We start from the raw sequence: 19033 nt of genomic DNA on the forward strand, positions 1-19033 counted from the left end.
GATGAGTGATTCTATTGCTGCTGATGATGAATCGGTAAAAACAGAAAACCCAGCTTCTCAGGAAAATCAGGTTCAGGAGCAGATTGAAGCGGCTCAAAATGAAGCTGAAGCATCTGAAGAAGCAACTCCACCTCAGGCACCGGAACCAGTTCCTGTTGCTACAGCCCCTAGATGTGAAAATCCTATTGTCGGGCGAAAAGTATTCTTTGTAAATCCTCCTTTATATGTAGAAAATTATCTTCATCTTGAATTAAAACTGCATGAGTATGAAGCTTATATAATCAGTGATTATAAATATACAAAAAATGCGTTAAGAAAATTTCCGGACGCTCTTTGTTTTATATTTATAGATGATGAAATGAGCTATGACGAATGGTTTAATTTTATTCAGTCCTTCCAGAATGATGAAAAACTAAAAACTATATTTGTAGGCCTTATGTCTGCAGTTATTCCAAAGCCTCAGAAGGAAAGATTTATGATGAATCTTTCTCTGCCTGGTGGATTTATAATGCTGGACGAGTTTAAAGGTTCTGCCCTTATAGAAAAAATCGTTGGTATTCTTGAACTGAACGGCGCAAAAGGACGCCGTAAATATCTTCGCCTGGATTGTGATGCTTCTATAACTATAAACGGATACTTTGCAACTAAAACTCAGCTGCTGCAGGTTACTGTACTGAATATTTCTTCTGTTGGATTTACCTGCTGTTATCCGCGAAGCTATGGTGATGCTCTTGTCAAAAATATGCTGGTTCCAAGTTTTTCAATTACTCTTGGCAGGCGTTCTATCGTTACTCCGTCTGTAGTTTTTGATATTAAGGTTGTAGATGCAACAAGATACTTTGCCATCATGCTTTTTGCTAAGCAGGTAGGTGAGGATGATAAAAAGGTCATAAAAAATTTTATTTTTGAACAGCTTGAGCAGAGATTTGAAAATCTGATTTATGCATTCCCTCCTGACACAGAAGATTATTCAAATAAAAAGCCAAAAGCAGTAGAAACAGATGATATTCCGGAAGCAGAAGAAGTTGAAACAGCAGAAGAGGTTAAGCCGGAAGATGAAGCTAAAACAGATGAGGCTGTAAAAACAGAAGAGTCTGGTACAACGGAAGAAGAAAAAGCTTCTGATACAGGAGAGAGTGAAGTTAATTAATGGAATCGAGAGAGAATCCTTTATTCGGACGAAAAATATTTTTTGTAAATCCGTCTTTTTATATCGAAAAATATCTCATCGATTATCTTCGTAAGAATGAATATGAAGTATATCTTATAAAAGATTATAGAAAAGCAAAGAAAATTCTTTCTGTTTATCCTGATGCAATGTGTTTCATTGATATTGATGAAGCTCTCTCATATTCAGAATGGTTTAACTATATGAAGAGTTTCTCTGTGATACCCGAACTTCAGGGAATATATCTGGGAATTGTTACTCAGTCTGCCGGTTGGGAAGATAAAGATAAGTTTCTTATGAATATCAGATTGCCAGGCGGTTTTACTGTAATTACAAAACAGGAACCGCTTATTGAACACTTTGCTGCAATTCTTGATCTGAATGGTGCAAAAGGGCGCCGTAAATATCTTCGTCTTGATACAAGAAGCGAAAAAGACGTAAGCGGCTATATGACATCAGAAGGAAAAGTTTATCCGGTTAATATAAAAGACATTTCAAGTGTAGGCTTTGCGATTATTTATAAACAGGAATTAATGCCTCTTTTTCAGAAAAATACACTTATAAGAAATATTTGCCTTTCTGCAGGACGAAAATCTATGGTTTGTTCCTGCATCGTTTTTAATACTCAGGTAAATCCGGATGGAACTGCAATGTCGGTTCTTATGCTTACAAATGAAAATCCTGAATCTACAAAAACATATATCCGTGATTATATTTTCCAGAAATTTGATGCAAAAATGACTACTTTAATTGAAAATGTTGAAAAAGATGATACCCGTTATAATCTGACAGACGAGTATTCTCAACTTCATGCTGTTCGTGACAGAGATTATGGTGAACTGGAATCACTGGATGCGCTTGAACCGCTTGAAGAGGAAGGAAAATCAGAATCAGAAATAAAGTTTACCGGCTCAAATATTGAAGATGATTTACTCTGATTTTTAGTTTGCATACATTTTCTTTTTGTGGTAATCTCACATTTACAACTTAAATGCCTTTGGCTGCCTTTCCCGGTATGTCTTGGCAAAAAAAATCAAAAACGGCCCACGCCAGAGTCGTAAGGAGATATAAATGGCAAAAACAGAAACTAAAGATACACACGCATGTACCCTGGACAAAATCATCAGCTTGTGTAAAAGAAGAGGCTTTGTATATCAGGCTTCAGAAATTTACGGTGGCCAGGCAGGTGCATGGGACTACGGTCCTCTCGGTGTAGAATTCAAGAGAAATATTCAGAACGAATGGTGGCACTACATGACTCAGCTTCACGATGATGTAGTTGGTCTTGATTCTGCTATCTTCCAGCATCATACAACTTGGAAGGCTTCTGGTCACGTTGACCACTTCTCTGACCCTATGGTTGACTGTATTGAGTGTAATGCACGCCACAGAGCAGATAAGCTTATCGAAGACTTCATCGCTGCAAACCCAGAAATCAATCCTGGAAAACCTGTTGATACAATGACACACGATGAAATGAAAGCTTTCATCGACGCTAATATCAACTGTCCTACATGTGGTAGCAAGAACCGCAAGTACACTGCTGTACGTGAGTTCAACCTTATGTTCAAGACATATCAGGGACCAATTGCAGACGACAGCCATTTGATTTATCTCCGTCCTGAAACATGTCAGGGTATTTTCACAGACTTCAAGAACATTGTTCAGTCTAACCGCATGAAGGTACCTTTCGGTGTTGCTCAGGTTGGTAAATCTTTCCGTAATGAAATCATTTTCAAGAACTTCATTTTCCGTACCTGCGAATTCGAGCAGATGGAAATGGAATATTTCTGTAAACCAGGAACTGAAGATGAAACTTTCGAACGCTGGAGAAAAGACCGCTGGCAGTTCTACCTCAAGTACGGTATTCCAGAAAAGCAGCTCAAGTGGCATCACCACGACAAGCTCGCTCACTATGCAAAAGACGCATACGATATTACATACAACTTCCCGATCGGATTCGAAGAGATTGAAGGTATTCACAGCCGTACAGACTTTGATCTTTCTCAGCATCAGACATACTCAAAGAAGGATATGTCTTACATCGATCAGGAAGACGGAAACAAGAAGTACGTTCCATACGTAATCGAAACTTCTGCAGGTTTGAACAGAAACTTCCTTATGTTCCTCTGCGAAGCATACGAAGAGCAGAATGTTGCAAAAGAGGGTGAGCCGGAAGATTACAGAACAGTTCTTCATCTTGACCCACGCCTTGCACCAATCACAGTTGCAGTTCTTCCTCTTATGAAGAAAGACGGTCTTGCAGAAAAGGCAAAGGAAATCCAGCACATGCTTAAGGAAGACTTTGTAACAGACTTCGATACTTCTGGAACAGTAGGTAAGCGCTACCGCCGCCAGGACGAAGTTGGTACTCCTTTCTGTGTAACTGTAGACTACGATACAATTCAGGAAAAGAAAGAAGACGGTTCTGCAAACGAACTCTTCAACACTGTAACAGTACGTTACCGCGACTCTATGGAGCAGGAACGCGTTGCTCTTGATGACCTGGTATTCTATATCCAGAAAGCTATTAAGAATTATAAGCCTGTAATCAGATAAGAGAGTATAGGTTATAGGTACTAGGTTATAGGTGCTAGGGAGAAGGGGGGAAGTCTCCCCCTCGCTCCAGAGCGCGCTGCGGTCTTCCGCTACCCCTATGCGGGGCACATCCCCGCAACGACCCTAGAACCTATAACCTGAAACCTGGAACCTAAGAAAATGGAATACGTTAGACTTGGAAGAACAGATTTATTGATTTCTCGCGTAGCATTCGGTGCTATGAGACTGACCGAAGCCGGTGGTGACGAGTCGGTTGCTCTGCTTGTACGTAAGGCTTACGAGTCTGGAATAAATCTTTTTGATACTTCGCGCAAAACTCCAGAGAGTGAAAAACTTTTGGGAGATGCTTTGTATGATATCCGCCGCAATGTATTTCTTTCTACTACTACCGCTGCAAAAACTTCAGACGAAATTAAGTCTGACCTTGAAACCAGCCTTATGACGCTTCACTGTGATACTGTAGATTTGTATCAGCTGGAAACAGAAAAATTTCTTCCGCTTCCAGGTGGTGCAGATAAAATCTACGATACTCTTGCAGGTTTTAAAAAGCAGAAAATGGCTGGTCATATTGGAATTGTAACAACTAATTTTGAAACTGCTAAAAAGGCTGTTCTTTCTGATTGCTATGAAACAATCCAATTTCCTTTCAGTATGATTAGCAGTGATGATACAATTGAATTAGTCCGACTGTGCGAAGAACATGATGTAGGCTTTATTGCCATGCAGCCTTTGTGTGGCGGTGTTATTGAAAATATTCCTCTTGCTTTCGGCTTCCTTCATCAGTACGAAAGCGTGCTTCCTATCTGGGGAGTCAAAAATCAGGATGAATTAAATCAAATCTTATACTTCAACGAGCATCCGCCGGTAATCGACGAAAAATTCCATGAGGATGTAGAAAAAATCAGGATGTTCTTTAATTAGTCAAACTGTGCTTGCTGACTCTACTGTGCTTGTCCGACTAACCGAAAATACTGATATCAACTTCTTCAGTGCCGTCTGCTGCCGGTTCTGCTGATTCAAAATCTTCTACAACTGGAGCGGTGGCAGGAGCTGGTTGTGCTTCCGGTTTTGGAGCCTGAACTGCTTTTGCTTCCTGTGCTGCTTCCGCTGCTTTCATCTCTTTATTAAATTTTTCGCGTACAAGTTTTAAGATATCTTCTTTTTCCTGCTTTGTGAGAATACGGAGAATGTTAATGTTGTTTTCTCCAATTTGAAGAGTCTTAAATGAGCCGTCCGGATCTTTTTCTGTAAGAAGTTGAACAACTGGAGTTTTAGGATTGTCAGGATTTGTATCAATTACTTCTGCAACCTTGCGGTTTGAAAGATATACAAAAGTTCCGATAGGGTAGAGCGAAACTGTATACAAAAGTGCCTTGATTACCGAACCATCATAAGCATGTTCTTTATTCTGAAGCAATTCAAGCATAGCATCAAAAGTTGATTTTTCATCCTTATAACTTCGAGGAGAAGAAATTGCTTCATAAGTACAGGCTACTGCAATGATTTTTGCAATTGAAGAAATTTTATCACCGGAAAGACGGCGCGGATAACCTGTTCCATTTTCTTTTTCATGATGTTCAAGAACACCAAGCTGAATGGAAAGACCAAAGTTCAAATCTTTAATGATTGTATAACCTAAAAGTGTATGCTTTGAAATCTGGGCCTTTTCGCGTACAGAAAGTTTTCTTGAGGTCATATAAAGTTGCGGTGGTAAACGAAGCATACCAATTTCATGAAGAATACTTGTTACACCCAGTTCAATAAGCTTTGTAAGATTAAGATGAAGCTGTAATGCAACTGCGAGACATAAAACTGTTGTTCGCATGGTATGAATGATAAGGAAGTTTCTGTCTGCAGCTTCAATAGTGGCATTTACACGAAGAATATAGCGTCTGTGTTCCTTAATAAAAATACACAGATCCTGAACAGTATCTGCAAGTTCTTCCTGATCAATTTCTTTATGAGTTGCGTAATGAGTGAAAACAGATTCAATATAGTTCATGTACTCTTCGTATACTGAACGTACAAGCTCCATTCTTGCCATATCACTGTTTCCAACAGCAATATGCTTTGAATCTTCAATAGCTTTCTTTACATTTTCACCGATTTTTTCTTTTTGAGTATCATTCTCAGGTTCATCAATGCTGGTAATACCGATATCACCGCCAAGACTGATAGAGCCATCACTGAGAACATCTTCAAAGCCCCATTGTTTTAAGGCTTTTATAAGATCATCAGTCATTTCGGCTGTTTTTGGCAGAATGAGGAATGTGCTGTCTACAAAGAGGTCACTGGTATAGGTAATACCTGCACGCAGCGCACTAATACTAATTGTTTCCATTTTTTCGATAATTACCCTATTTCTTTTATCGGCAGGTACTTTAGAAAAGTTTAATTGAATATGGAAAAATGGTAAATAGTCAAAAGTGCAAAAAAAAAGATGAAAAGTCTCACACACTTTTCATCTTTTTAAAGCAAACATAGGAGTTAATTTTCAGGTGTCTGGATGTCGTTGTTCCCACCCGATATTATCACCAACATTTTTATTATCGGTATTTGTTCATTCGACTTTAGTTTTTTTTCAAAAAAATATGTCTTAAAAAGTCTTCTGCTAAGCAGTTGTCAATCTTGACACTAATGCATTTTTTTAAGATTATGGTGGCTATGAGTGAGGAACCTATAAATCGTGCTTCGTTAGAAAAACTTTCATTTTCAGACCTTGTGAAGCTTGCAGATGAATATGGTGTTGATGTCCCTGAGGATTTGGACAGACGCTTTCTTATTGCAGAACTCCTGGAACTTGCAGAAGAATCAAACAACAAAGAAGATGAAATGATTATCGCAACAGAGACGGATAATCAGCAGCCAATCATATTAAATGGCAATTTTAATGAAACACAGGTATCTTGTGTGCTTCGTAATCCAGCCTGGCTGTTTGTTTTCTGGAATCTTAATGATAATGATTATTCAAGAATTATGGATAATCCGGGAACAAGTCTAAAACTTAGAATCTGTTCTTATAATGATCCTAAGGATGTAAAGCCGGAAGAAGCCTTTGAGGTTCAAACTCCTAGTCAGAGTCAGGAACAGTACGTTCTTATTCCACAGGGAAAAAAATACATAAAAGTTGAACTTATTTGTGTAAAAGGTGGAGTAGGCGAAGTAATAGCCTTTTCTCCGGTTATTTCAATTCCACAGGGCGCTTCTCTGGTTAATGATTTACAGCCAGGAAGAGAAGAGGAGTTTTCTCCAATCGTAGAGCTTTCTGGAATAAAGGAATTGATTACAGAACAATATAAAAATCACAGACATTCTTTTTCTTAATCGGGCAAGGGTTTATTTATGCAAAAAATATTGAGTTTAGTTATAAAAGCTAGTCAGGATTTTATCCGTCATACAGATGAAGATATAAAAGATAATGCTCCAATTCTAAATAATTTTTTTGAAGCAGTTTCAAATGTTTACATTCCACTTTTAAGAATGCTTGAAAATCTTGAAGCAGATAAGATTAAGTGCCGTTTTGCAATCGTTTTACCTCCGGTACTTTGCAATATGCTTTCTGATCCAAGCCTTCAGGATGAATATCTAAACTGGCTTGAAAAACGAAACACTTTTGGAAAGGCTGAACTTAGACGTAATAAAGCCGATGAAAAGATTTGTACTATCATAAATGATACAATCGAAAAAAATAAAAAACTGATTGCAGATTTTACTGAGAAATATAATAAACAGCTTATACCTGTTTTTGCAGAATACATGACAAAAGGATATCTCGAACTCATGGGTACCTGTGGTACAGATATCTTTATGCCTCACTATGCAGATTTAAAAGAAATTATTTCTGCACAGATTGAAAGCGGACTTCACGCATATCGTCAGTATTTTGGTGTTATGCCGGAAGGCTTCTGGCTTCCAGCTATGGGCTATACACCAGGAATTGAAAAACTGATTAGAGCTTATGGTTATACTTACACAATTCTTGATTCAAGAAGTATTCTGTTTTCTGAAAAAGTACCAGAGGCTGGTATTTTCTATCCTTCTCGTACAGATAATTCTCTTGTTATTTTTGCAAGAAACCGCGTAATAGATTCAGAGCTTTTTGGTGAAAACGGTATCATCTATTCTGAGTGCTATAGAAATCAGAATCGCGATGTTGGTTATGAACTGCCAATGGAAAAGCTTTCTTCTCTTATCGATAAAGATGGAATCCGCTATTCAACAGGCTTTAAGTACTGGAACCGCTGTTTTAAGGATTCTGGCTGTCTTTATAATAAGGAATGTGCAGAGACTCAGCTCGAAAAAGATTCAGATGCATTTGTTGAAAAGCGCTTTCAGACACTTTCAAAAGCTGCCGAACTGCTTCCATCATACAATTTTGTATCTGAAATCTGTACGCTGGATATTTCAAAACTCAGCAAAACCTGGAATGAATGTATAGCCTGGCTCGAAAAAGTAATCAGAAAAGCTTGCGATAAAGGACTTGATGTTCTTTCCTGCGATAAAATGTGCGATGAACAGTATAATCTTGAAAAAATTGAACCGTACTTTTCTGCAGGCGCAGGGGCTGGTTATGGTGAAAACCTTCTTTCAAGCAAAAACTGCTGGATGATGCGCTACATAAGAAAAAGCTGCGAGCGTATGATTGACCTTGCAGGTCGTTTCCCAATGGATACTGGTTTGAAAACAAGACTCTTAAATCTCGGTGCAAAAGAGCTTATGCTTGCTCAGAGTTTGAATCTTGCAAAGATGATAAACCGCTCAGAGTTCCCACAATTCGCCGAGAAACGTTTTAAGGAATCGATCGGGGCATTCACCGCAGTATTTGATTCACTGGGCTCGAACACAGTAAGTACAGAATGGCTTACTAAACTTGAGGCGCGTGATTCAATTTTTCCTTGGATGAATTACCGAATATTTACAAAGAAGCGATAATTTTAAGGTTTAAATCTAGTCCAGCATAAGTGATTCACGAATCTGCTGGAACATTTCGATTTGATAACGGGCGCTTTGAATACCCTGAATAGCCGGGTCAAAGCGCTTGTTTAATTTTAAAGCTTCCTGCCAGACTATAATTGCATCTTCCCATTTAGCATCTGCGTAATACTTTAATCCCAGCTGATAATATTCATCTACCTGTGCATCGGTTATGCTTCGGCCTTTGTCTCCCAGAAGCAATTTTGCAGAAAGACTGATACGGTTCAGAGGGGCGAGGGAAGTTGTTAAATCAAGAGTATAATTCATATTCAATCTGATTTTTGCAACTTCAAATTCAAAACCGGAACTTATTCTCGGGTTAGCACCTTTTAGAGAAAATCCTGCAAGGAAAGAAATGAATGAAGCAAATTGAATTGAAAGTCCTGTATTGAAATATGGAATTCTGTAATGAGAAAAATCCATAAGATTCAATGGCTGAACAAAATCAAAAGAAAGTGTTATCGGCTTAATGAATTTTAAGGAAATACCGGCAGAAACTGTAGTTGGAAGCGGATCATCTAATTTTATGGAATCTCCAAATCCTGTTATAGAAACGCCGACATTCTGTGCAGAAATACCGATACGGACATTCGGATCCCGCGATGAATAATACTTTAAAAAGTTGAACTGGAGCATAAAACCAATGTCTGCCATAACGGCAAGTGCGCTTTGTGAAAGACCTGAACCGGCAATTATAGCTCCGCTGTCATTGTCAGTGTAATCGGGCATACCACGCCAGCCAGCTTTTAATGTTATACCCGCAGCAAGTCCCTTAAAATCATAACCTGCAAGAAGATTATAAGAAGCATTGAGAGCTGCTACAGTTTCTGTGTAGTAGCTGGCAGCAACACGGTCACCAAAAAAATTATATTCAGTAAAAGGCATGTAAAAGCAGGAGAGATAGCCGCCCGCGCTTAGATGAGGAGTATTCTTGAATCTTGTGGTAAATCCAAGAGTTTCCAGTTTTGAATCTGCAATCCAGGAATTATGAAAAAGGGCAATTTGAGTTTCTTTTTGAATGGAACCTGCTGCAGGATTAAAACGGAGATAGCTTATATCATCACAAAGCCCGGTATAAGCGTTTCCAAGGCTTTCTGTTCGGCCTCCAAAAGGAATCAAAAGTGAACGGAACGAAGTGGTTCCTTCATCTGAATCAGTGAGGGAAGAAAAAAGGTCTCCGATAACAGTTTCTGCGTCTGTAATAGATGCTGCTTGTAATTTTGAGCAAAAAAACATGAGAAAAATTAAAACTGTAGATTTACGGATAAAATATCCCTTTTTCTTCATAATCTACTTCTTTTTCGGAATTTTAATTCTTTTCTATAAGTATAATATCTTATTTGCCGAAAATACAATATAATAGTTTATAATAAATAATATGAAAGGGAAAACTCTTCTCTGTTTCGCAGTTGTATTTTTTCTCACTTTGCCCTGTATTTTTGCTCAGGAAAAGGAAGATATGTCCCTTTTTGAAATTGACCGTCTTATCCGTCGTACAGAATATGATGAAGCTTTGAGACAGCTGAATATATACATCGAAAAGAATCCTGAAAACTTTGATAATGCTCAGACCAGAATAAAAAGAATTATGAATGCCCGTAATCAGTATTCAATTCTGGCATCAAAGCTCATAACTTTAATTCAGACAGATCCGGGAAACAACAAGGAAATATATGAAATAACCGCCCAGCTGGAAAAATTCGAAAAGAATCCTTCAGATCAGAACCTTCAGTTTGTTGCAGATTTGAAAAAGTCTGCGGAGTTTAACTATTTCCGAGCTCTTTTCCTTGAGATTCAGAATGAAACTGCTGCCAGATCTCTTGCAGGAGAATATGTTGCTGCTGTTGAAAAGGCTAAGGAAGGTTTCTGGCTTTACCGCGACAATTTTTATGACCAGTGGGAAAACAATCCGGAAATTACCGGCGCGGTTGATAAAACTCTAGCTCAACTTGATGTACGGCTTAATGAGTTTGAAGAAAAAAACTATCTGCCTCGATTTAATAACCTTATCAATGATTTTATAAAGGCTGTTCGTGCAGAGCAGTATGACCAGGCATTAAACAGACTTTCTGAGGTTGAAGAAAGCTTTAAGCATTATACACGTTTAAGACAGCAGATAATTGATGTTGGAACAAGTCTTCAATCGCAGTTTGCTGAAGTTCAGAAACTTGATTCTGATTCAACAGATGCTTCATTCCTGCCTTTTATGTTCCGTTTTGTGTTTGGAGTTGATTCTGTTCCATCTTCCGGAATCCTTGGTGCAGTTGATGCACAGTGGAATTCTGCAGTTGGAAAAATGAATGAAGCTGTATATGCCGTACTTCTTAAAAAATACAGCGGTTATGAAACAGCTATCAATCAGCCACTTGTAACAGAAATCAAACGCTATACTTCACTTGACCGTAGAGTTCTTGATATTTATAAACTTGGACTTTCAGATTCTCATGCTTTGAAAAATCCTTATGATGAATATTATGGAGCCTGCAGTTACATTCAGAATCTTTCAGAAAGTGCTTTACGACTCACACAGGTGCGTAAAGAAATTATTTCTGTAACAGAAACTCAGCAGAAGGATATCGCTCGGATAAAAGCTGCAGACGGAAATGAAACAACTCTGATAAAAAGGCTTTTTGATTCAAATGATAAGATTATATCTCTTGCAGGCGTAAAGTCAGATCAGCATATTGCTTCGTATGAATGGTCTTCAGGTGCCCGTTCTGATTTTTCAGGACTTTCAGAGGCCTACGAAACAATACTTGATGATATTTTTGAAAAAACAGAAACGGCACTTACCGGTTCCTGGGCTGAAATTACAGAATATTATTCAAAGGATGCTGTCAGAATTTATGACAGTGCGTTTGTTTATTATAATTGTGCAGATAAATATCGTACTGGCTTCTTTACAAAAATTCCGAATAATATACTTTCAGAAATTAACCGCGATGTTTCAAAATCTCTGGTTTATCAGAATACATTCAATGCAAATCCAGAACTTGATTTTGGAATTGTCTACAGTTATCCGGATATTTCATATTCAATTTCGCAGTATACAAAAACGATTGCAGAAAAAGGAATTGCCTCTCTCAATGGTTATGATTCTGTGATTCTTGAGAATTTTAACAGTCGTCCACAGCAAAAGGAAAATATAGAAATACAGGAACTTGTAAATAAGGCTCAGGAAAATATTGCCCTTGAACGTCAGAAACTGACAAAGCTTATTACAGATTCACAGGCGCAGGCTGCAGTTGCAAAAAATCAGATGACTGCCGCTCAGCTTGCCCGTAATGAAGCTGACCTCCGTTATTCAGAAGCTCAGAATGCACTCCGCCGTGAAGACTTTGATACAGCTCGTAAAAAACTTCAGGATGCGCTTTCAAAATATGACGAAGCACTTATGAATCAGAATGATGAAACGCTTCGTTCTGAAACAGACCGCAAACTTCAGACCTTAGGCGAAAGTATTGCAAAGGCAGAAAACGAACTTGTTGTTCGAGAGGTTCGTGATCTTAAGACCCGTGCAAAAGATGCATATTTTAACGGACGTTTTGATGATGCCGAAAAATATCTGAATCAGGCAAAAATCCGCTGGGCAGTTACCAATGTTAATGAAGATGAAGAAATCACAAATCTTTTGAACTTTGTAAATACTGCAATTTCAATGAAAACTGGCCGCGAGATTCTTCCGTCTGCACCACAGTATCCGGAAATGTCTCAGCTCTTGAATATGGCTTACCAGTATTTTGATGAAGGAAGCAGGAAAATAGGAGAGGGGAATAGAACAGGTGGTGAAGCAGATTTAGCACTTGCCCTGGAGAGTATTCAAAAACTTCAGTATGTATATCCATTGAATCAGGAAGCTTCTATCCTTACGTTAAGAATAAACCGTCTGCTGGATCCTAAAAAGTTTACGGATGAATTTGCCCAGAAAATAGAAATGGCAAAAATGATGTGTAAGAGTAAGGATACACGACAGGAAGGCTATGCAAATCTTCTTGATTATTATGAACTGGATCCGAACTATAAAGGACTTAAGGATTTAATTTATCAGGTTGAAATTGATATAGGAATCCGTCAGAAGCCTGTAAGCAATACTGGTGTAAACCGTGCAAATAAACTGATTGCAGATGCACAGAAAATCTATAATTCTGCGGGTAATGATACGGCAAAATTACAGAGCGCCCTTGCAAAAATAGATGAAGCCCTGGCCCTTGTTTCTGATAATAAAGAAGCAATGAACTTAAAAGATAAAATTACTACTAAGATAGGTGGTAATACTTCTACAGTTCTTTCTACAGAAGATGAAAGACTTTATCAGCTTGCAATTCAGAGACTTCAGAATAATAATGTAGTAGGAGCGAATGCAATTGTTGAGCAGCTTCTTAAAAAGCCGGCAAATGCTAATTCGCAGAAAATCAAAGACTTAAAGAATAAGATTGAGGCAAGAAGTTAGGCTATGAAGAGAGTTGCAGCTTTGCGGAAAATAAAAAAACTTTTTGTTCTCATTCTTTTTGTACTGGGCTGCCTTTCTGTCTTATCAGGAGAAGATTTTTACTGGGAAAATCCTGCTGTAATTACTGATACAGATTCCCGCTTTCCTGTAACAATGGTTTCTGCAGATGGAAATTATACTTATATGTTCTGGCAGGAAGTTGATACTAAGGCGCGGCAGATATACCTTTCAGTTAGAATTTACAGCAGCCTTAAAAAATATTCAGAAAACAGGCGTTTTGCAGGACCTTTCAGTTATTCGGGAGAAGAAGTTCCAGATATTTATACAACTGCTGTTTTGAAAAAAGGTACAGTTGGTGTTGCAATAATGACGGGGCTTTCAAATCTTTCGGTTTTTGTTTCAACTGATAACTGTAAAAACTTTACAGAAACAAAATTACCGGCAGCTTCATCAATTACTGTTGCCCCAAGAATCTATAAAACGGGTAATGACAGTTTTAAGCTTTTTACATCTGTTGGTGAAGAAAACTCGTTTACGCTTTTTTCTGCTGATTCATCTGATGGTGTAAAATGGAGCCGCTTTGCTCAGTTCCAGCCGGCCTTGAATTATAGAAATCCTTTTATTCCTGTTCTTTTTGCTTCTTCATTTGGAGATATTGTTGTTTTTCAGGCTCAGTATACATCGGCTGAAACAAGTAGACTTTCATATCAGCTGTATATGACTGTTGATTCAAGCGGCTCGGGAAAGAACTGGACTCAGCCGGTACTGATTACAGACAGAAACTCTCTTGCTGCCCGTGGTGGAAAACAGTTTCATGAATATCAGAACCAGAGGCCAGGTCTTTTTGAATATGATGGCGAAGTTTATCTTGCCTGGGAAAGAACCGATTCTGTAAACTCTGCAATCTGGATTGAAAAAATTACTGCTGTAGGGGTAACTGCTGGAACAGCAGAAAAACTATCTGATAACGGAAATGCAAGCCGTCCTGTAATGTTTAAATACAATGATTCTTTGTATCTGACCTGGTTTGATACAAGGCGAGGTCGTGAATCAATCTATATGGTAAAAAAGAATGGCAGTTACTGGAATGAAAGCCGGCTGGTTGAAGACCGAAACTCAAATCTTTTTGTATATCCGCTTGTAACTGCAGAAACAGATGGTTCTGTTTTATCATTTATATGGCAGCAGGTAAATTCTGCTTCAAAGAATTCAATCGCAATTCTCTCACCAGATAAAACAGTTATGCCTCCGACTTTTAATCCGCTTTCCTATAAAAAAGGAAAAAGTTCTCGTGCAGAAGATGTTCGGATTCAGATTGTATTCCCTGCTGACTCATCAAATATTTCCGGCTATTCATATACCTGGGGCAGGGAAAATTCAAAGGAACCTCCAAAACAGATTGAGCATTTTACAAAAGAAAATACACTCCGCCTGAAAGCAACTGAAGATGGAAATTATATTCTTATGGCGCGGGTTTCAGATTATGCTGGAAACTGGTCTGAGCCTTCTTCAATTTCTTATCATCTTGATTTAACTCCACCAGAGGCTCCTGAAATAACAATTGATAATCTTGATGAATATGGCTTCCTTGATTCAAATAATTACAGCCTGAACTGGCTGCCTTCTGTTTCAAAGGATGCGGCACAATATCTTTATAAGATTGATTATCTTGGTTCAATTCCAAAATCAATTTCAGTTTCAAAAAAACATCCGATGAAGCTTAGCACTGAACGTGTGGAAGAAATCAAAAACAGTCTGCTTACAAGGTATGAACCTCAGTTGAAAAAGCAGAGAAGGCTTACAACATCAAATTCTACGGCAACACGTAAACAAACGACCGTTCGTTATTATAACAGATCAAACGGTGTTTATCTTATTTCAGTAGCTGCAATTGATGAAGTAGGAAATATAAGTGAGCCTTCAACAGCATTGTATATTTTGAATAAATATCAGCCGTCAACCTATGTGACTTCAGTACAGCAGACGAAAGCTGATGCTGGTGAAAGTACTATTGTAATTTCCGGTGGTGGCTTTACGTATGATGGAACAGTCAGTGAGATTTATATTGATGCTGATGGTAAAGCTCCGTACGACCTTATTTTAAGAGCCTCTGATGGTCAGTTCCGTGTTCAGTCAGATACCCGTATTTCAAACATAAAAACTGGAACCGATCTGGATGAAGGAACTTATAAAATTGGTCTTTTACATACAGACCGCGGATTATATTTTACCGGAAATGTTCTTCAGATATCACAGAGCGGAACCCTCAAAATTGAAGCCGAATATGAACCGCAAAGCAGACTTAGTTCGGAATTCCAGAAATATAAATATACAGTTGCAATCAGCCTGATTATTGTTTTTGTGCTTTTAATGATTGCAGCAATAACTTTGATTTTTATATTGATAAATATTTATCAGAATATACACGAAAGAAAATTGACAGAGAACGAAGTTTCTTCGCTGTTAACAGGAGCTGCCATGCCATTAAAAGATTTACGGAAAAATTTCAAAAGACTTCCAAGTCTTAAGAAAAAGCTTATTGTATTTGCCTTCTCACTTGTAATTGCAGTTGTAATCGCGGTTTCACTTGAAAACGGATATAAGGTAATCAGACTTCAGGAACAGACTATGGCAGCCGGTCTGGAAAACAGAACTGAAGTACTTCTTGAAAGCCTTCACTCAGGTGTAAAAAACTTCTTCCCTGCAAATAATCTTCTGGAACTTTCTGCTCTTCCTGCGCAAAAAGATGCAATGCCGGAAGTTAAATATGTTACGATAATCGGTCAGCAGCTGGATTCAGATTCTTCAGAAAATCTTAATTATATCTGGGCAACTAATGATCAGGATATAAGCGTAAAGATGGACAGCTATTCACTGGTTTATGGTGAATCACAGCTTACAGAAAAAGTAATTCTTGAAGTCACTGAAAAACTAAAAGAGCTCGATAAAAAAATTGCTTCAGATGTAGGTGAGCTTTCAGATAAAATTGACGGCCTTTCGAAGGAAGCTGAAGCGTTGTATGCATCTGGTCTTGAAGATGATACACAGGAAGCAGAAAGACTTTCAGATGTTATTGTTGAATTACGAAATCAGCTTGATCTGCGGCTTGCAGAATATTCTAAGAGTGCAGCTGGTTCATACCCTGCTTTTGATTCAGATGACCTTGACCGCAGCAGAACAGATTATCTTTTCTATCGACCGGTTTTGTATCGAAAAGGAACTACAGGAAACTATATTCACAGTGTAATTTATCTTGAGCTTTCTACTCAGAGTCTTATAGACAGCCTTAATGCTGAAATAAAGAAAATCGTAATCTTCTCTCTGATTGTTGCGATTACGGCAGTTGCCTTTGGAATTATTGGTGCTTATGTATTTGCTTCTCTGATAGTCCGTCCGATCAAAAAACTTGAAAAGCATGTAATTATGATTGGACAGACTAAGAACAAAATAAATCTTAAGGGAAAAGATGTTGAGATTAAGTCACGGGACGAAGTAGGACGCCTTGGTGATGCGGTTAATAACATGACCCACGAACTTGTTGCCAATGCCGAAGAAGAAGCTCTTGCAATGGACGATAAGGCGGTTCAGAAAGCCTTCCTTCCGCTCGAAGCTCTCGGAGCAAATAATAAAAATACCTATGCAGAATATGCAGATAAAGAACTGGAATGCTTTGGTTACTACGAAGGTGAATCGGGTGTATCTGGTGACTATTTCGATTATAAGAGACTTGATGATACCTGGTTTGGAATTATTAAGTGCGACGTTTCCGGACACGGTATTCCTGCTGCAATCATCATGACTGTTGTAGCCACAATTTTCCGTCGTTACTTTGAAAAATGGAGTTATGCTAAAAACGGAACCCAGCTGAATAAGCTTGTAGAACAGATAAATGACTTTATTGAAGGGCTTGGGTTGCGCGGTAAGTTTGCTACTTTGATTATCTGTCTTTTGAATGTAAAGACAGGTGAGCTTTATATGTGTAATGCGGGTGATAACCTTGTTCACATTTATGATTCTGCTACACACAGCCTTAAACTTTTGACACTTGCTTCTGCTCCAACAGCCGGAGTATTTACTTCGGATTTAGTTGCAATGCGTGGCGGTTTTGTTGTTGAAAAAACAATTTTGAATCGTGGTGATATTCTTTATCTTTATACTGACGGTATTGAAGAATCAACCCGCCGAATCCGCGAAGTAGATTACACAGTCCGACAAAATGAAGTTGAAGTTAAGAAGATGAATCCGAAAACACATGAGGAAGAAACTGAAATCAAACTTGAGGATGCAAAGGAAGAATTCGGACCAGAGCGAATCAAAGAGATTATTGAAGCGGTATATAACAAACGAAAGTTTACGCTTACAAAACAGGATAATCCAAATGTAACCGAAACCCTTGAATTTGATTTTACTAAATGTGAGGGAACAGTTCAGGAATCTATTCTTGCGCTTGCTTCACTGGAAAAGGTATTCCGTCTTTATAAATCACCAGCTGTTCAGCAGACAGATTACATCAGAATTGATAAAAAGATTGACGAATTCCTTCTAAAATATTTTAATATGTATGATTATTATGCAGCTCATAAAACTGATGATTCTGCAGGTGTAAACTATGTAGATTATGATCAGATGCTTGAAGATGAGCAGTCTGATGACTTAACCATGCTTGCTATTAAGAGGTTGTAATTATGAATATCGAAGAGTTTGGAAATAAGGTAAAATCAATTTTCTCAAAAGGCGTTGAATCTTCAAAAGAAGTTCTTGAAAAAGCAGGAGATAAGGTTCAGGATTTTACAGATAAAAGCGTAACCAAAATCGAAATTCACAAACTCGAAACAAAGCGCGACTGTAAATATGAAGAAATGGGCCTCAAGCTCTCTCAGATGCTTTTAGAAGGTGCTTCAATTACCTGTGAAAATGTAGAAGATATAAGAATTTTAAATGATATTCAGGAAGAAATAAAAAATCTCGCTGAACAGATCAGCGAGAAAGAACGTGAGTTATAGAAACTACCGCAGTACAAAACTAACGCTGCTGGCTGGAATCATGTACCTTCTTGTACATAACATCTCCAGCCAGAATTCTAACCAGTTCCATTGCAAATTCTTCCGCAGCTCCAGGTCCGCGTGAAGTAACAAGATTTCCATCTGTAACAAAAACCTTATTGCTGTAACCGCTTAAATATTCAGGCTTTGATTCACCTTCCATATCAGGATAGCATGTCCACTTTTTACCTGCAGGAATTTTTGTTTTTCCAAGTACAACAGCAGGTGCGGCACAGATTGCAGCTACAAGACGTCCTGCATCCCATGCTTTTTCAAGATGATTAAGCAGAGTTGTGCATTCAGAAAGATTGATAGCACCTTTTCCTCCTCCTGGACAAACAACACAGTCTGGAATTGAATCTCCAAACTTCTTCATATAAGTATCCAGACTCATGTCCATAATCATTGGAACATTATGAGAGCTGGTAACAATCATAGTATCATTAAAAGGTGTTCCCTTTACACCAACAGTATAAACCTCAACGCCAGCGCGTCTGAGATAATCTACAGGTGAAAGAGCTTCGATGTCTTCAAAGCCATCGGCAAAGAATACAGCAGCTGTTTTCATTTTTTCCTCCATATAAACTCAGTATATCATATATTATCAGAAATCTACACATTAAAACGGGCTAAGTATATAAGGATTTTTATTCTCAGAATGTGTGATGCCTGAACACTCCCGCTGAAAAAGCCCGTAGGCTGCGGGTGAGCAATTACTTAAACTATGGTAAGGCGTGCCTGGAATTGCGGGTCCCAGCGACGGCAAAACCGAAAAAGTAATCCCCCAGGGTGCCCCAGGCTCCTCATTTTTGCTTCGCAAAAATTTGTCGCAACCCTGGG

At 38.3% G+C, this 19033-nt stretch carries 13 protein-coding genes; 9 read left to right on the forward strand and 4 right to left on the reverse strand.

From position 1 onward, the window contains the following. Nucleotide 1 precedes the first annotated feature (1 nt). From BMY21_RS12475 to BMY21_RS12490, 4 genes are all read left to right on the forward strand, one after another. Nucleotides 2-1150: a hypothetical protein gene (locus BMY21_RS12475; protein WP_074644701.1), complete on the forward strand. Its 1149-nt coding sequence runs from the start codon at nucleotides 2-4 to the stop codon at nucleotides 1148-1150. Further along, complete coding sequence (locus BMY21_RS12480) at nucleotides 1150-2106, forward strand: PilZ domain-containing protein (RefSeq protein ID WP_074644703.1); 957 nt, start codon at nucleotides 1150-1152, stop codon at nucleotides 2104-2106. Before BMY21_RS12475 ends, BMY21_RS12480 begins: the two co-directional genes overlap by 1 nt. A gap of 133 nt (nucleotides 2107-2239) precedes the next feature. Further along, the gene (locus BMY21_RS12485; protein WP_074644704.1) at nucleotides 2240-3727 is read left to right on the forward strand and encodes a glycine--tRNA ligase; all 1488 of its coding nucleotides are present in this window, start codon (nucleotides 2240-2242) and stop codon (nucleotides 3725-3727) included. A gap of 159 nt (nucleotides 3728-3886) precedes the next feature. Beyond that, nucleotides 3887-4648: an aldo/keto reductase gene (locus BMY21_RS12490; protein WP_074644707.1), complete on the forward strand. Its 762-nt coding sequence runs from the start codon at nucleotides 3887-3889 to the stop codon at nucleotides 4646-4648. Between the two features lie 37 nt (nucleotides 4649-4685). Here the strand turns inward: BMY21_RS12490 and BMY21_RS12495 are convergent, their stop codons facing one another. Further along, entirely contained in the window at nucleotides 4686-6068 is a 1383-nt protein-coding gene (locus BMY21_RS12495; RefSeq protein WP_074644708.1) for an HD-GYP domain-containing protein, read from the reverse strand. A gap of 323 nt (nucleotides 6069-6391) precedes the next feature. Here BMY21_RS12495 and BMY21_RS12500 point away from each other — a divergent pair, with 323 nt between their 5' ends. Together BMY21_RS12500 and BMY21_RS12505 are read left to right on the forward strand one after the other, a co-directional pair. Continuing rightward, nucleotides 6392-7051, forward strand: a complete 660-nt coding sequence (locus tag BMY21_RS12500; RefSeq protein ID WP_074644710.1) for a DUF4912 domain-containing protein — start codon at nucleotides 6392-6394, stop codon at nucleotides 7049-7051. Nucleotides 7052-7069: 18 nt separating this feature from the next. Beyond that, a complete protein-coding gene (locus BMY21_RS12505; RefSeq protein WP_074644711.1) occupies nucleotides 7070-8659 on the forward strand; it encodes a 1,4-alpha-glucan branching protein domain-containing protein in 1590 nt (529 codons plus the stop codon). A 15-nt stretch (nucleotides 8660-8674) separates the two neighbouring features. Here BMY21_RS12505 and BMY21_RS12510 read toward each other — a convergent pair whose 3' ends face one another. Next, complete coding sequence (locus BMY21_RS12510) at nucleotides 8675-9988, reverse strand: UPF0164 family protein (protein ID WP_074644713.1); 1314 nt, start codon at nucleotides 9986-9988, stop codon at nucleotides 8675-8677. Nucleotides 9989-10079: 91 nt separating this feature from the next. Here BMY21_RS12510 and BMY21_RS12515 point away from each other — a divergent pair, with 91 nt between their 5' ends. From BMY21_RS12515 to BMY21_RS12525, 3 genes are read left to right on the forward strand one after another with little or no spacing between them, the layout of a single operon-like run. After that, nucleotides 10080-13151, forward strand: coding sequence for an HlyD family secretion protein (locus BMY21_RS12515; RefSeq protein WP_074644714.1), 3072 nt, complete (start codon nucleotides 10080-10082; stop codon nucleotides 13149-13151). Nucleotides 13152-13154: 3 nt separating this feature from the next. After that, nucleotides 13155-17834 (forward strand): PP2C family protein-serine/threonine phosphatase, encoded by a 4680-nt coding sequence (locus BMY21_RS12520; protein ID WP_074644716.1) that lies wholly within the window; start codon nucleotides 13155-13157, stop codon nucleotides 17832-17834. Nucleotides 17835-17836: 2 nt separating this feature from the next. Beyond that, nucleotides 17837-18154 (forward strand): hypothetical protein, encoded by a 318-nt coding sequence (locus BMY21_RS12525; RefSeq protein WP_074644718.1) that lies wholly within the window; start codon nucleotides 17837-17839, stop codon nucleotides 18152-18154. 19 nt (nucleotides 18155-18173) lie between these two features. Here BMY21_RS12525 and BMY21_RS12530 read toward each other — a convergent pair whose 3' ends face one another. Next, nucleotides 18174-18761: a DJ-1 family glyoxalase III gene (locus BMY21_RS12530; RefSeq protein ID WP_074644720.1), complete on the reverse strand. Its 588-nt coding sequence runs from the start codon at nucleotides 18759-18761 to the stop codon at nucleotides 18174-18176. A 51-nt stretch (nucleotides 18762-18812) separates the two neighbouring features. Then, on the reverse strand, nucleotides 18813-19033 hold a 221-nt coding region (locus BMY21_RS15980; protein ID WP_218141060.1), incomplete at its 5' end, for a hypothetical protein.

This window comes from Treponema bryantii, from assembly GCF_900111035.1.
Classification (GTDB): Bacteria; Spirochaetota; Spirochaetia; order Treponematales; family Treponemataceae; genus Treponema_D; species Treponema_D bryantii_C.